Raw genomic sequence first — 13,902 nt, forward strand, 5'->3', positions numbered from 1 at the left:
CGGCGCGCCCGGTAACGCCAAAATAACCAGTTTATCTGGTTGATTTTTTGGTTATTTTAATTTTAAAAGAAGGGGTGTCCAATGGAAGAGATATTGTTAGCAAGAGTTGCAATCATGGAGCACACAAAAGAACAGTTATCGGTTTCAGGGGTTATATATTGCCCCATATGCAAGTGTTTTAACTCACTTAATTTCGCGGTACAAAGTAATGGACATGTTCACGCAAAGTGTGATACTGATGGTTGCGTAAGGTGGCTGGAATGATTACAGTTTATTTTTGTTGGCGGGTGCTTCCAGTCATATTGACTTTAGCAGCATGATTTCTAATGATTATGCGAGCAAATAACAAGTAATTCACTCATTTCTTTATAGCATAAACCAGCCAGACAATTTTGTAAATTTATTACTTAATTTAGCATTATTCTATCTGTATAATATACTTATTATCATGTTATACGAAAATCAGGTATTTTTATGTTTAGCATTCCTCAAGAAATTAACACCGCCTATGATGCATTATTGGTGCAGAATAAAGTGCCTTCACAACATCGCACCTTTTATAAAAAATGGTTACGCTACTATTGGGACTTTTGTAATAAATACCACTTTGATACCAAGCAACCCTTGAGTCTACCTGCCTTTCTTGATAAGTTACGTAGTAAACACCAGCCTGAGGTACTCTGTGAACAAGCTAAACAATCTGTTTTACTCTATTACTCATTAAGCTCTGGAACGACTCCATTACAAAATCGGAATACTCAGCCTGCTCCTGTTTCTCAAGCAGTTAGCGAAGCAGCTAAGCCTTATTCTGCCGTAGTAAATAACGAATCCGAGAGTATTAAGCCTGTTCTGCATGCTTTCAATAAACAATCCCTGGATCAACCAAGAGAGAAGATTAATAGTGTTCCTATTAATATAGCTGCACCGCAGTCAGCACCTTCTATTGATTTAAATCATACAGGGGCTAATTGGATACTTGTTTATGATAATTTGAATGCAGAAATTAAATTACGCAATTATTCGCCTAAAACTCTCATCTCTTATCGTGGCTGGGTACGAAAATTTCAGAATTTTTTAAAAAGCAAAGATAGCAGCTTGCTTACTCAGCAAGATGTAAAGGCGTTTTTAACTCACCTGGCTGTCGATAAAAAAGTTGCAGCTTCTACCCAAAACCAGGCATTTAATGCTTTGCTATTTCTTTTTAGGCATGTACTAAAATTAGAATTTGGAGAAATTAAGGATGTACCTAGGGCAAAGCGTACGTCTTATGTGCCCGTGGTATTAACTCGCACTGAGGTGGATAAGGTATTTAGCCATTTGCGTGAGCCTTTTATGTTACCCACAAAACTTTTATATGGCTGTGGTTTGCGAATTTCGGAATGTTTAAATATACGCCTACAGGATTTTAATCTGAATGAGGGCTTATTAACTGTGCGTAATGGCAAAGGTCAGAAAGGCCGTGTTGTTCCTTTGCCACAATCAATTATGCCAGAAATTCAGCAACAAGTGGCCGTAGTGTCAGCCTTGTTTGATGCGGATATGGCGACTGGTTACGCGGGAGTGTTTCTACCAGATAGTTTAGGGGAGAAATATAAGAATGCGGCTACAGAGTTTAGCTGGCAATGGTTTTTTCCGGCAAAAACCTTAACTTTTCTTTCTGCAAGCAAAGAGTATAAGCGTTATCATTTACATGATACACAATTACAGAAAGGAATTAAGGCGGCTGTAAAAGGGAGTAAACTATTGAAGAGAGTGACCGCTCACACCTTTCGACATAGCTTTGCGAGTCATCTGTTGCAGGCAAATTATGATATTCGTACTATTCAGGTTTTGATGGGGCATTCTGATGTTAAATCGACTATGATTTATTTGCAAACAGTGCCTAGTTTGACACTTAAAGAAGCTAAAAGCCCACTGGATTTTTAGCTGGAGCATAATCAAACTGTAGCGTCGCCATTGTTCTCTTTGTTACTTCCTTTATTCAATTGAAATGTCGTGGAGCATCCATGTTTGAATGCAACAGACGTACAATTAAAATACCCTCTTTTCTTTTTTTATAAAAGATTAAATGTGAGCGATGCTGGAAACATAAATAGTCTGATCGAATATGCCCAACTTCTGTTCCTAAGTCAGGATTATCATCAAGAGTCTCAAGGCATTTTTCAAGTGATTTATGGTACTTGATCATACCAGCAGCGCCAAAGTGCATAAACGAATAATCAAGAATTGAATCTAAATCATTACTAGCCTCAATTGAGAGGCTATACATTTAAACCCTGTCTTTTTTTAGCATCCTCAAGAATATCAACCATACTACGTTTGCAGACTCCGCTTTTTTCACCTTCAAGAAGAGCAGCACGAAGCACTGCTATTTTTTGTTTATGTTCCTGGTCAAGGCGAATTAATTCTCGTAGATACTCACTATCATTGCCATATTTTCCAGAATCAATTTGAGACTTAATCCAGGCGTCCTGTTGTTCGGTGACCGTTATCGTTTTTCGTTGCATTGGCATTTTAGCTCTCCTAGCTCTATAATGGTATGATTATATCATACACGATTCAGTGCTAATGATGTAGGCTCAGAACACCTGATCTCGGCATATTGAAATCAAAAGCTTGCTTGTTTTCACAAGAAATTAAGATGATACTAAAAGCGCAAGGTTGGCGGTGAGCTTGCGAAGCCCAACATAATATTGCACTGTGATTATTGGGCTTCGCAAGCTCACCGCCAACCTACATGCCAATCATTGGTATCAAGTTATTATCCTAGCGTTCAGGTGGTCTGAGGCTCGATTGAAAGCCCCCCCCCCCGTCTAAAACAAAAAAGCCCAATAACGTTTCCGTTATTGGGCTTTTCTATTTCTAAAACGTTCGAGCTACTTACGAAGCACGTTTTCTGAGTCTGTCCAGTGCTCTTAATTGCATCATCGCTTCGGCTAATTGAGCCTGAGCGGTTGCATAATCAATCTTACCAGACCTATCATCTAAGGCTTCTTCTGCTTTAGCTTTTGCTTCTAGTGCGGCTGCTTCATCAATATCTTTTGCTCTGATGGCGGTATCGGCCAGTACAGTCACTAAATGTGGCTGTACTTCTAATAATCCACCCGAAACAAAAAACTCCTGAGTTTCTTTTTCGCTCACTTTGACGCGAACTTCTCCAGGGTTTAATTTAGATATTAATGGCGCATGACGTGGTGTTATACCCACTTCACCCAGTTCCGCTGGTGCAAAAACCATTTCTGCTAGCCCAGAGAAAATTTCTTTCTCTGCACTTACAATATCAACGTGTATTGTCATGACCATAATATTACCTCAATCAGTAATTACATTCCTTTCGCTTTCTCAATCGCTTCGTCTATGGTTCCTACCATATAGAAAGCCTGCTCAGGAAGCTCGTCGTATTCACCGTCAATAATACCTTTAAAACCCGCAATCGTATCTTTTAGGCTTACATATTTACCTGGCGATCCAGTAAAGACCTCCGCAACAAAGAAAGGCTGTGATAAGAAACGCTGTACTTTACGTGCTCTGGTGACAGTCTGCTTATCTTCTTCTGATAACTCGTCCATGCCAAGAATCGCAATAATATCACGCAACTCTTTATAACGTTGCAGGATACCTTGTACACCACGCGCTATATCATAATGCTCTTGACCAATCACCAGAGGATCTAACTGACGACTACTGGAATCCAGTGGATCAATCGCAGGATAAATACCTAGTTCGGCAATCTGACGCGACAATACAACAGTCGCATCTAAATGCGCAAACGTTGTTGCAGGCGAAGGATCGGTTAAATCATCCGCCGGTACATAAACCGCCTGAATTGATGTAATTGAACCTGTTTTTGTCGAAGTAATACGCTCTTGCAGTACACCCATTTCTTCAGCGAGTGTAGGCTGATACCCTACCGCTGATGGCATACGACCTAATAGCGCTGATACCTCTGTTCCTGCCAGTGTATAACGATAAATATTATCCACGAAGAATAGTACATCATTACCTTCTTCACGGAAGTACTCCGCCATAGTCAAACCCGTTAGCGCAACACGTAGTCTGTTTCCTGGAGGCTCATTCATCTGCCCGTAAACCAATGATACTTTGTCGATTACGTTTGAATCAGTCATTTCGTGGTAGAAGTCATTACCCTCACGAGTACGCTCTCCAACCCCCGCAAATACCGAGTACCCACTGTGCTCAATCGCAATATTACGGATTAATTCCATCATATTAACGGTTTTGCCCACACCGGCACCACCAAACAATCCAACTTTACCCCCTTTAGCAAACGGGCAAATCAGGTCGATAACCTTGATACCTGTTTCTAAAAGCTCGTTAGCAGGTGCTTGCTCTTCATAAGAAGGTGCTTCACGATGGATAACCCATTTTTCTTTTTCACCAATAGGCCCTTTCTCATCAATCGGGTTACCCAGAACGTCCATAATCCGTCCTAAAGTTTTGTTTCCTACAGGTACTTTAATCGCTTCGCCTGAGTTACTTACTTCCAGGCCACGCATTAATCCATCTGTTGTACCCATAGCAATCGCGCGAACTACGCCATCACCGATTTGTTGCTGAACTTCTAAAGTCAGCCCTGCACTATCTACATTTAGTGCGTCATAAACTTTTGGTAGCGATTCGCGTGGAAATTCAACATCCACAACCGCACCAATAATTTGAACGATTTTACCCGAACTCATTGTGTCGTCCTCTTAAATATTATTTTGCTTTGCAAGCATAAACTTAAACCGCAGCAGCACCAGCAACAATTTCTGAAATTTCCTGAGTAATCGCCGCTTGTCTTGCTTTATTATAAACAAGTTGCAATTCATCAATAAGGTCACCCGCGTTATCTGAAGCACTTTTCATCGCGACCATTCTAGCCGCCTGCTCACAGGCGTTATTCTCAACCAAACCTTGATAAACAATGGATTCGATATAGCGTGTTAATAGGTTATCTAAAACTTCTTTGGCATCTGGCTCATATAAATAGTCCCAGTGGCCTTTTAGATGATCTGCTTCTAACTCGCTTGCTACGACAGGAAGTAATTGGCTAACGGTTGGCTCTTGCGTCATGGTGTTAACGAACTCATTGTACATAACATAAAGTTCATCAATTGTGCCAGCATGATAGGCATCCAGCATCACTTTAATGACACCGATAACATCATCTATATGCGGCGTGTCACCTAATTTAGCCGCCTGTCCAACCATATTTGTATTTAATCGATTAAAAAAACTCGCGCTTTTCCCACCAATCGTACAAATATCAACTTCGATATTATCGCCATCCCACTGAGTTAGTTGCTTAAGGGTTTTTCTGAATAAATTTGAATTCAGACCACCACATAAGCCCCTGTCAGAACTAACAATAATAACACCGATCCGCTTTACTTCACGCTCAACAAGAAAAGGGTGTTTGTACTCAGGATTCGCATGCGCCAGATGTTTAATGATCTGACTAATCTTTCTTGAGTAGGGGCGTGTCGCCTCCATCCTTTCCTTTGTCTTACGCATTTTACTCGCAGCAACCATTTCCATTGCGCGGGTGATCTTCTGAGTATTTTTAATACTCGAGATCTGGGTACGTATTTCTTTACCAACAGCCATTTTGTGGCCCCTTTACCAGCTACTTGTTTTAATGAAACTTTCTATCGCAGTGCGTATACCCTGCTTTATTTCATCATTAAAATCGCCTTTCTCATCAATTTTCGCCATTAAATCAGATTGCTCTGAACCCATGTACGATTGTAATGCATTTTCAAAATCACGAACCTTATTGACTTCTAAGTCATCCAGGAATCCTTCATTTGCTGCATAGAGTGAAACGGCCATTTGCGCAACAGACATCGGTGAATATTGATTCTGCTTCATCAATTCAGTTACCCGTTGTCCACGTTCAATTTGCTTACGTGTACTTTCATCCAGATCAGATGCAAATTGAGCAAACGCTGCTAATTCACGATACTGAGCTAAATCAAGACGAATACCACCGCCTAACTTCTTGATGATTTTCGTTTGCGCTGCACCACCCACTCGAGAGACAGATAGACCCGCGTTAACTGCTGGACGAATACCTGAGTTGAATAAATCTGACTCTAGGAAAATCTGTCCATCAGTGATTGAAATAACGTTAGTGGGTACGAATGCCGAAACATCACCACCCTGCGTTTCAATAATCGGTAAGGCTGTCAATGAACCTGTCTTACCTTTTACTTTACCATTAGTAAGCTTTTCTACTTCTTTCGCATTAATACGCGATGCTCTTTCCAGCAAACGCGAGTGTATGTAGAAAACATCGCCAGGATAAGCTTCACGACCCGGTGGACGACGTAATAATAATGACATTTGACGATAAGCCCAGGCTTGTTTAGTCAGATCATCATAAATAATCAGAGCATCTTCACCTTTATCTCTAAAGAACTCACCCATTGAACAGCCCGTGTAAGGTGCAATGAATTGTAGTGCAGCAGATTCAGAAGCGGTTGCAGAAACGATGATGGTATGTTCCATCGCGCCATGCTCTTCTAATTTACGAACTACGTTAGCGACAGATGAACGTTTTTGACCAATGGCGACATAGATACATTTAATACCCGTGCCTTTCTGGTTGATAATCGCATCAATTGCAATCGCAGTCTTACCTGTCTGGCGGTCACCAATAATTAACTCACGCTGACCACGGCCAACTGGAATCATAGAATCAATCGACTTCAGCCCTAATTGCACAGGCTGATCAACCGATTGTCTGGCAATAACGCCCGGAGCAATTTTCTCAACCGGTGACGATAAATCTGTATCAATCTCGCCTTTACCGTCGATAGGTTTACCTAGCGCATCAACGACACGACCGAGTAATGCTTGACCGACAGGGACTTCCAAAATTTTACCGGTACACTTTACGATATCGCCTTCGGTGATATGCTGGTATGCACCTAACATAACCACACCCACAGAATCTCTTTCCAGATTCAGGGCCATTCCAAAAGAGTCACCAGGGAATTCCAGCATTTCGCCCTGCATAGCTTCGGACAAACCATGTACTCTTATAATACCGTCAGTCACACTGACCACGGTACCTTCCGTATGCGCTTCGACGTTGACGTCGAAATTTTCGATCCGTTTCTTAATCAGATCACTTATTTCAGATGGATTTAATTGCATATTTTTTCTCAGTCTAAGCTGTTAGATCCTTTTAGCTAATTGTTGAAGTTGACCACTGATAGAGCCGTCAATCACACTGTCGCCTGCTTTTACTAAATAGCCACCAATTAAGCTTTTATCAATACTCGCTGTGATATTTACTTTTTTATTGAGTGACTTTGCTAGTGCTGTTGCAAAGCTTTTCTCTTCTACCTTAGTTAAAGCGTAAGCCGTTATAACATCAACATCGACATAACCTTCATCTTCAGCTTTATATTTCTCGAATAATTCCGCAATTTGTGGCGTTAATTTTAATCTGCCATTTTCTATTAATAGCTTAAGAAAATTATTAGCTTCCCCGGTAATCTGATCCTGACAAATTTCCAGCAATAGTGCCGTTAATTTATCTTCGTCGACTCGTGGGTTATTCACAATTGCAGCTAAGCCCTCATCCTGCATGATGGCAGATAGAAAAGCCAAAGTATCAGACCATTCTTGCGAACTTTCTGTTTCTTTTGCTCTTTTAAAGACTGCCTCAGCATACGGTCTTGCCAAAGTTGCTAGTTCACTCATTACACTTGACCTAATTGCTCAGATACTTTGCCGAGTAGCTCTTTGTGCTTAGCTTTGTCAATTTCCTGCTGTAAAATCTGTCCCGCCGCTTTTAACGCAAGTGTAGAGACTTCTTTACGCATTTGTTCCTGTGCTTTTTGCATTTCTTGTTCAATCTGCGCCTTAGCCGCTTCAATCATCCGCGCACCTTCCTGCTTGGCGGTGCCTTTTGATTCTTCAACGATCTCATTTGCGCGTTTTTGAGCAAGATTTACAATATCAGCTGATTGTTGTTTGGCTTCTCTTAAAACGTTTGCAGCTCTTTTTGCTGCGCGTTCCATATCTTCATGGCCTTTTTCAGCCGCTGCCAATCCTTCAGCAATTTTTTCTTTACGTTCTTCAATAGCACCAATTAGTGGCGGCCAGATATACTTCATGGTAAACCATACCAGAAGTGTAAAGGTTATCATTTGACCGATTAGTGTAGCATTAATACTCACTAGCCTTCCTCATATTGCGGTTAAAATAACTAACGAGTGTCTTATCCTGCAACCGCTTCAACAGCCGATAGGAATGGGTTAGCGAATGTAAAGAATAACGCCATACCAACACCAATCATAGTTACCGCATCTAATAGACCCGCAACAACGAACATTTTAACTTGTAGCATAGGTACCATTTCTGGTTGACGAGCCGCACCCTCAAGGAACTTACCACCCAATAGACCAAAGCCTATCGCAGTTCCCATTGCACCCATACCTAAAACCAGACCTACTGCAATAGCAGTCATACCTTGTACATCAGCAATCAACGCTGCAAGTTCCATAATACCTCCAAAAGTATTGTTAAAATAAAAGTTAAATAGTAATTAGCTTAATTAATGATCTTCGTGCGCCATACTTAGGTATACGATTGTTAACACCATAAAGATAAACGCCTGAAGAGTAATAATCAGAATATGAAATATCGCCCACGGAAAACTTAATAGCGGCTGTATATACCAGGGAAGCAGAGCAATCAGAATAAAGATTAACTCCCCCGCATATAAGTTACCAAAGAGTCGTAAGGCAAGTGAAATTGGCTTGGCAATTTCTTCAACCAGCTTTAATAGCAGGTTAAACGGCATCATCCATGGGCCAAAAGGTGTACAGGTTAATTCTTTTGCAAAACCAAATACGCCTTTAATTTTGATACTGTAAAAGATAATCAATAAAAAGACACTGATAGAAAGTGCAAAAGTTGCATTAAGATCAGTACTGGGCACAACACGCATATATTCCATGCCCATCATACCTGCAACGGCAGGTAAAATATCGACCGGGAATAAATCCATAACATTCCACAAAAACACCCAGACAAAAATAGTCAATCCCAGAGGCGCAATCAGGGCACTTTTTCCATGAAAAGTATCTTTAACCTGCTGATCGACAAACTCAATCATCATTTCGACAAAAGCCTGACCTGAGCTGGGCACGCCAATCGTTGCTTTTTCAGCCGCGTTCTTAAAAACCCAGATAAATAAAACGCCTAAAACTGCAGAGATAAACAAGGTATCTAAATGTAGCGTCCAGAAGCCTTCGCCTACTGACAACGGTGTTAGATGGTGAACAATATATCCTGTTGCGCCTTCCGCCGCGTGCTCTTCACTAGCCATTTTTACTCGCTTTCAAAAAAATTAATATTTGCGTATTAATAACGCAAACCAAAAAACTGTTAGTGCCGAGATATAAGTCGTTAATACTGCAATCATATCTATCTTCTGATCTTGCAAGATCAGAGCGAATAGCATTGCCGTGAGTATTAACTTTCCTGACTCACCCGCATAAAATGCCCGGACAATCTTCTTAGCTTCCTGCCCTGTGTGCTGATTGATTTTTCGTGCAAAATACCAGTTGGGAATTAGGGCTACAAGGCCCCCATAAAAGGCAGATTTTGCACTAAACTCATTTCCCAGCATAAAAAAACTTGCGATAGCAAGCGTGATAATCAGTGCTTGCCCAGCAAGAATCTTGTTTACAACTGAGAGTTTTTGCATTTTTCTCACATAAAACTCGATCAAATAATAGTGGAATTATAGCTACCGAAACAAATTTAAGCAAGGATGGATTTTCTTGCATTGGACAATAGAACAGCTCCACCCCAATTACCACTTGATCTATAGACTAAGTCGGATAAAATACATTTTATGCAACTAGCTATTATCGTAAAAACCGCAGCCGAATACTAAAAACGCTCTAAACACCTGAATGTAAACATAATTACCGCAACAACGCATCAATTACCGGGAGAACAGACTCCGCTTCAAATTGATTATACAATCAGGTTTCCTGTTACAGTTGATTATAGTAGTATCAATGATAGCCCGTACATTCAGCATTCGATTCTGCATCGCCAAGTATTTTACTAGATTGAATTCATTGCCAACCTCATAACCCCTGATCTCGGCATAACGAAATCAAAAGCTTATCGTTCTCACAAGATAATTAGATGATACTAAAGTGCAAGGTTGGCGCTGAGTATACGAAGCCCAACATGATATTGCATAGTGATTGTTGGGCTTCGCAAGCTCAGCGCCAACCTACATATCAAGCATTGGCAGCAAGTTATTATCCTAGAGTTCAGGTGGTCTGAACCTCTTTCAATTCTAAGCTACACCAACATAAAAAAATTATGCCCTTGCAAGATAATTGCTTCAGCTACTTTAAAGAATCAATAGATTCTTATGCCTTACCTGAGTCATTTACCTTTCCCTTTTACTATGAGCCCCACTCTTTGTGTGTTTTAGCAGCAAAAGAGCTACAAGACTACCTTACAACCCAACAAGAATGGCAGCACAATTTTGGGATGACAGGCAATACAGAAACTGCCATTGGTAAGATGTTCGGTGTTTTACTGGTGCAAAATCAGCAAAATGAAATCGGCTATCTGAGCGCTTTTTCAGGGAAATTAGCGGGCAAGAATCTGCTACCAAATTTTGTTCCTCCGGTCTTTGACCTGCTCGCTGAGGATGGTTTTTTTATACCGAGACAATGTGAGATTAATCTAATTAACCAGCAGATCATTCAGCTTGAGAAAAACCCGCGACTACACGAACTTGAAAACTTGCTACAAACAGAAACAGATGCTTCTGTTCTACAGCTTAATGTACATAGAGAAAAAATAATTGCAGGACGTCAACAAAGGAAAGCTCAACGACATGCGGCTGAAATTGAGCTAAGCGCCGCTGACTACCTGCTCCTTAAAGAGCAATTAAGCAAACAGAGTGTTAAACAAAAACTTCAGCTTAGAGATTTAAACACTTACTGGGCAGACAGGATTCAAACAACGCAAGCAAGTCTTGACCCTCTAAGATCTGCAATTTCTGCCTTAAAAAATCAGCGTAAAAACCTATCCAACGCTCTACAGCAACAAATCTTTGCCCAATACCAGTTTCTCAATATCCAGGGTATTAGCAAAAGCCTGGCGGATATTTTCCAGGCAACGCAGCAGCTAACACCACCAGCTGGAGCGGGGGAGTGCGCGGCACCAAAATTATTACATTATGCCTTTCAAAAGCAGATGAAGCCTTTGGCTATGGCTGAATTCTGGTGGGGGGTGCCTCCTAAATCAGAAATCCGTAAACATCAAAATTTCTACTCGGCTTGTCTAGGTAAATGTCAGCCGATTTTAGAACATATGCTAGACGGAATTACGCTGGATGAAAACCCATTACTGAGCAACCCCGCACATGGCAAGCATATTGGGATTGTTTATCAGGACGATGTTTTGCTGGTCATCAATAAACCCGCTGAGTTTTTATCTGTGCCGGGGAAAAATATACAAGACTCGGTATATTTACGCATCAAACAAAGCTACCCCAAAGCAACAGGGCCCTTAATCGTACACCGGTTGGATATGTCAACCTCTGGTTTAATGGTGATTGCCTTAAACAAAGTTGCGCATAAAGAACTACAAAAACAATTTATTCAACGCACGGTAAAAAAGCGTTATGTCGCCTTGCTAGACGGATTACTAACAGCAAAAAAGGGCATTATCGACCTACCATTACGTGTTGACTTAGATGATCGGCCCCGCCAACTGGTTTGTTGGACGAAGCCGCTATCGCGGAGAAAAACAGCGCATCCCTTAAATTTAAAGTGTAACCTCATTGCCTGTTATATGCATAACAGGTAACTTGTAAGCTCATCCAACTAACAATAATGAGGTTACACTGTTATGACACCATCGATAGAGCTTAAATTCAACCATTATTATATCCAGCACTGTAAGCATTTAAAGCTTAAGGGACTGCAACCCAAAACCATTGACGCTTATTCACGCGCTATTCGCCGTATCGGGGAACACTTTCAGGGGCATCTGGATAACTTAACGCAAGATCAACTGGTGGATTATTTTCATGCTCTTTTAAGCCGCCTTTCCTGGAGTGCCGTGAAACTAGATCTCTATGGTCTCAAGTTTTTCTATACACATGTGCTACAAAAGCCGTGGGTTGATGTGCTAATGATTAAACCACCACGATGTACGCGTATACCCGATATTGTCACTGTGGTTGAAGCACAACAACTGTTTATGTCGACCCGTAATCTAAGCTATCGAGTTTTTTATTTTACGATTTACAGTCTAGGTTTACGTTTGGGCGAGGGCTTAAGCCTGAAAGTAGGTGATATTGATGCGACACGCATGCGGGTACATATTCGCAATGCCAAAGGCAATAAGGATCGGCTTGTGCCTTTGCCTGTGAATACCTTGAAGGTGTTGCGTAAGTTTTGGGCTGTGCATAAAAATCCAGTGCTGGTATTTCCCAACCGTGCCCGGGGTCTAAAAGGTGCACATCTTGCTGAATCCCCCCTTGATCGCGGTGGCATCCAGAAGACAATCCGTCTTGTGACGCAAGAAATGGGACTAAAAAAAAGATTTCCTGCCACTCGCTGCGCCACAGTTACGCCACTCACCTGTTAGAAGCCGGGGTTGATTTAGTTGAGTTGCAGAAGATTCTGGGCCATACCAGTTTAGTAACCACGGCTCGCTATACGCATTTGACCGATATTACCGATGAGAATGCAGAGCTGCACATTAATCAGTTAGTCAATGACTTTTCTATTCACTGGGGGCAGATTTCATGATAACCCTAGCTGCAGTGATTGATCAATTTCAGTCTGACTTTTTAAGCGAGTATCAATCTCGTTTACGCTCCAATCAGATCAGTGCATTACATGCCATGAAGAGCTGTCGGACACAGCTGAGTCCTGTGATGCAGGTTAACTGTGCAGACTGTGACTATCAAACCTTTGTGCCTCATTCCTGTGGCCAGCGTAACTGCCCGCATTGTCAACATCATGAGAGTCAACAATGGATTGAACGACAGGTACAAAAACAAGTCCCTGCTGATTATTTTATGAATACCTTTACCTTACCTGCGCAGTTAAGGTCGTTAGCCAGGCAGCATCCGCGGTTACTTTACAGTATGATGTTTGACTGTGCCTGGGCGACTTTACAGAGTTTTAGTAAAAATGATAAGCAGTTGCAAGGCGATGCCGGGGCGATTGCTGTCTTACATACACACTCACGCGAATTAAATTATCATCCGCATATTCATGTCATTATGCCTGCGGCAATCGTGGATAAAATCAAGAAGCTCTGGCGCACTAAGGAAGGCAAATACCTGTTTCATCATAAAGCACTAGCAAAAGTATTTCGTGCAAAGATGCTAGCGCGTATGAACGAAGAAAAGTTGCCATTTCCCACAGCTATTCCGGAAAAATGGGTGGTCGATTGTAAGTTTGTCGGTGCAGGCGATAAAGCATTGATATATCTGGGTCGATACCTGTATCGTGGTGTGATTCGTGAACAGGATATCTTATCCTGCCAAAATGGCAAAGTAACCTACCGTTATCAAGACAGCAAAACCAAACGCTATCAAACCAAAACGGTATCGGGGGCTAAATTTCTGTGGCTGGTGCTGCAACATGTTTTGCCTAAAGGCTTTCGTCGTGCGCGCAATTATGGCTTTTTACATCCGAATAGCAAGGGTGTTATTAAGTTGATTCACTCCCTGCTAAAGTTTGACCCGACGAAGATATTGCGTGCACTCAAAGTACGGCCGGCATTCAGTTGCAAATGTTGTGGCGGGGCGATGGTTGTTGGGCGTCGGCAAATACCCAGGGTGGAAATAATGTTTCAGCCTTTGCCAACTTAACAATTGGAATC

General features: G+C 41.5%; 14 protein-coding genes and 1 pseudogene. 4 read left to right on the forward strand and 11 right to left on the reverse strand.

What is annotated here, in order from left to right:
• Positions 1 to 474 precede the first annotated feature (474 nt).
• Positions 475 to 1,926, forward strand: coding sequence for an integron integrase (locus ACQY3F_RS20415; RefSeq protein ID WP_428356902.1), 1,452 nt, complete (start codon positions 475 to 477; stop codon positions 1,924 to 1,926).
• Positions 1,927 to 1,981: 55 nt separating this feature from the next.
• On the opposite strand, the gene ACQY3F_RS20420 is transcribed toward ACQY3F_RS20415, so the two are convergent.
• From ACQY3F_RS20420 to ACQY3F_RS20470, 11 genes are all read right to left on the reverse strand, one after another.
• Entirely contained in the window at positions 1,982 to 2,269 is a 288-nt protein-coding gene (locus ACQY3F_RS20420) for a type II toxin-antitoxin system RelE/ParE family toxin (RefSeq protein ID WP_428356904.1), read from the reverse strand.
• Positions 2,262 to 2,507: a type II toxin-antitoxin system ParD family antitoxin gene (locus tag ACQY3F_RS20425; protein ID WP_428356906.1), complete on the reverse strand. Its 246-nt coding sequence runs from the start codon at positions 2,505 to 2,507 to the stop codon at positions 2,262 to 2,264. Before ACQY3F_RS20425 ends, ACQY3F_RS20420 begins: the two co-directional genes overlap by 8 nt.
• Before the next feature lie 373 nt (positions 2,508 to 2,880).
• Complete coding sequence (locus tag ACQY3F_RS20430) at positions 2,881 to 3,303, reverse strand: F0F1 ATP synthase subunit epsilon (RefSeq protein ID WP_428356908.1); 423 nt, start codon at positions 3,301 to 3,303, stop codon at positions 2,881 to 2,883.
• A 20-nt stretch (positions 3,304 to 3,323) separates the two neighbouring features.
• Entirely contained in the window at positions 3,324 to 4,700 is a 1,377-nt protein-coding gene (gene atpD, locus ACQY3F_RS20435; RefSeq protein ID WP_428356909.1) for a F0F1 ATP synthase subunit beta, read from the reverse strand.
• Positions 4,701 to 4,743: 43 nt separating this feature from the next.
• On the reverse strand, positions 4,744 to 5,610 hold the full coding sequence (gene atpG, locus ACQY3F_RS20440; RefSeq protein ID WP_428356910.1) for a F0F1 ATP synthase subunit gamma: 867 nt from the start codon (positions 5,608 to 5,610) through the stop codon (positions 4,744 to 4,746).
• 12 nt (positions 5,611 to 5,622) lie between these two features.
• The gene (atpA, locus tag ACQY3F_RS20445) at positions 5,623 to 7,164 is read right to left on the reverse strand and encodes a F0F1 ATP synthase subunit alpha (RefSeq protein ID WP_428356911.1); all 1,542 of its coding nucleotides are present in this window, start codon (positions 7,162 to 7,164) and stop codon (positions 5,623 to 5,625) included.
• 21 nt (positions 7,165 to 7,185) lie between these two features.
• The gene (locus tag ACQY3F_RS20450) at positions 7,186 to 7,716 is read right to left on the reverse strand and encodes a F0F1 ATP synthase subunit delta (RefSeq protein WP_428356913.1); all 531 of its coding nucleotides are present in this window, start codon (positions 7,714 to 7,716) and stop codon (positions 7,186 to 7,188) included.
• On the reverse strand, positions 7,716 to 8,195 hold the full coding sequence (locus ACQY3F_RS20455) for a F0F1 ATP synthase subunit B (RefSeq protein ID WP_428356914.1): 480 nt from the start codon (positions 8,193 to 8,195) through the stop codon (positions 7,716 to 7,718). Before ACQY3F_RS20455 ends, ACQY3F_RS20450 begins: the two co-directional genes overlap by 1 nt.
• 41 nt (positions 8,196 to 8,236) lie before the next feature.
• Entirely contained in the window at positions 8,237 to 8,521 is a 285-nt protein-coding gene (gene atpE / locus ACQY3F_RS20460) for a F0F1 ATP synthase subunit C (RefSeq protein ID WP_147635930.1), read from the reverse strand.
• 51 nt (positions 8,522 to 8,572) lie between these two features.
• Complete coding sequence (gene atpB / locus ACQY3F_RS20465) at positions 8,573 to 9,349, reverse strand: F0F1 ATP synthase subunit A (protein ID WP_428356916.1); 777 nt, start codon at positions 9,347 to 9,349, stop codon at positions 8,573 to 8,575.
• A 21-nt stretch (positions 9,350 to 9,370) separates the two neighbouring features.
• Positions 9,371 to 9,730 carry an ATP synthase subunit I gene (locus tag ACQY3F_RS20470; protein ID WP_428356917.1) on the reverse strand — a complete coding sequence of 120 codons (360 nt, stop codon included), beginning with the start codon at positions 9,728 to 9,730 and terminating at the stop codon, positions 9,371 to 9,373.
• A gap of 635 nt (positions 9,731 to 10,365) precedes the next feature.
• Here ACQY3F_RS20470 and ACQY3F_RS20475 point away from each other — a divergent pair.
• The 3 genes and pseudogenes from ACQY3F_RS20475 (at position 10,366) to ACQY3F_RS20485 (ending at position 13,891) form a co-directional block, all read left to right on the forward strand.
• Entirely contained in the window at positions 10,366 to 11,868 is a 1,503-nt protein-coding gene (locus tag ACQY3F_RS20475) for a pseudouridine synthase (protein WP_428356919.1), read from the forward strand.
• A 42-nt stretch (positions 11,869 to 11,910) separates the two neighbouring features.
• Positions 11,911 to 12,818 (forward strand): annotated as a pseudogene (locus ACQY3F_RS20480) (tyrosine-type recombinase/integrase).
• The gene (locus tag ACQY3F_RS20485; protein ID WP_428352924.1) at positions 12,815 to 13,891 is read left to right on the forward strand and encodes an IS91 family transposase; all 1,077 of its coding nucleotides are present in this window, start codon (positions 12,815 to 12,817) and stop codon (positions 13,889 to 13,891) included. Before ACQY3F_RS20480 ends, ACQY3F_RS20485 begins: the two are co-directional and overlap by 4 nt.
• Positions 13,892 to 13,902: the final 11 nt, after the last annotated feature.

This window comes from Methyloprofundus sp. (assembly GCF_965251085.1).
In the GTDB taxonomy this organism is placed as follows: domain Bacteria; phylum Pseudomonadota; class Gammaproteobacteria; order Methylococcales; family Methylomonadaceae; genus Methyloprofundus.

Bases quoted from the DNA above. Each gene is read 5' to 3' on its own strand.
- ACQY3F_RS20415 (WP_428356902.1), top strand. From the start codon at position 475: ATGTTTAGCATTCCTCAAGAAATTAACACCGCCTATGATGCATTATTG.
- ACQY3F_RS20420 (WP_428356904.1), bottom strand. From the start codon at position 2,269: ATGTATAGCCTCTCAATTGAGGCTAGTAATGATTTAGATTCAATTCTT.
- ACQY3F_RS20425 (WP_428356906.1), bottom strand. From the start codon at position 2,507: ATGCAACGAAAAACGATAACGGTCACCGAACAACAGGACGCCTGGATT.
- ACQY3F_RS20430 (WP_428356908.1), bottom strand. From the start codon at position 3,303: ATGGTCATGACAATACACGTTGATATTGTAAGTGCAGAGAAAGAAATT.
- atpD (WP_428356909.1), bottom strand. From the start codon at position 4,700: ATGAGTTCGGGTAAAATCGTTCAAATTATTGGTGCGGTTGTGGATGTT.
- atpG (WP_428356910.1), bottom strand. From the start codon at position 5,610: ATGGCTGTTGGTAAAGAAATACGTACCCAGATCTCGAGTATTAAAAAT.
- atpA (WP_428356911.1), bottom strand. From the start codon at position 7,164: ATGCAATTAAATCCATCTGAAATAAGTGATCTGATTAAGAAACGGATC.
- ACQY3F_RS20450 (WP_428356913.1), bottom strand. From the start codon at position 7,716: ATGAGTGAACTAGCAACTTTGGCAAGACCGTATGCTGAGGCAGTCTTT.
- atpE (WP_147635930.1), bottom strand. From the start codon at position 8,521: ATGGAACTTGCAGCGTTGATTGCTGATGTACAAGGTATGACTGCTATT.
- atpB (WP_428356916.1), bottom strand. From the start codon at position 9,349: ATGGCTAGTGAAGAGCACGCGGCGGAAGGCGCAACAGGATATATTGTT.
- ACQY3F_RS20470 (WP_428356917.1), bottom strand. From the start codon at position 9,730: ATGCAAAAACTCTCAGTTGTAAACAAGATTCTTGCTGGGCAAGCACTG.
- ACQY3F_RS20475 (WP_428356919.1), top strand. From the start codon at position 10,366: ATGCCCTTGCAAGATAATTGCTTCAGCTACTTTAAAGAATCAATAGAT.
- ACQY3F_RS20485 (WP_428352924.1), top strand. From the start codon at position 12,815: ATGATAACCCTAGCTGCAGTGATTGATCAATTTCAGTCTGACTTTTTA.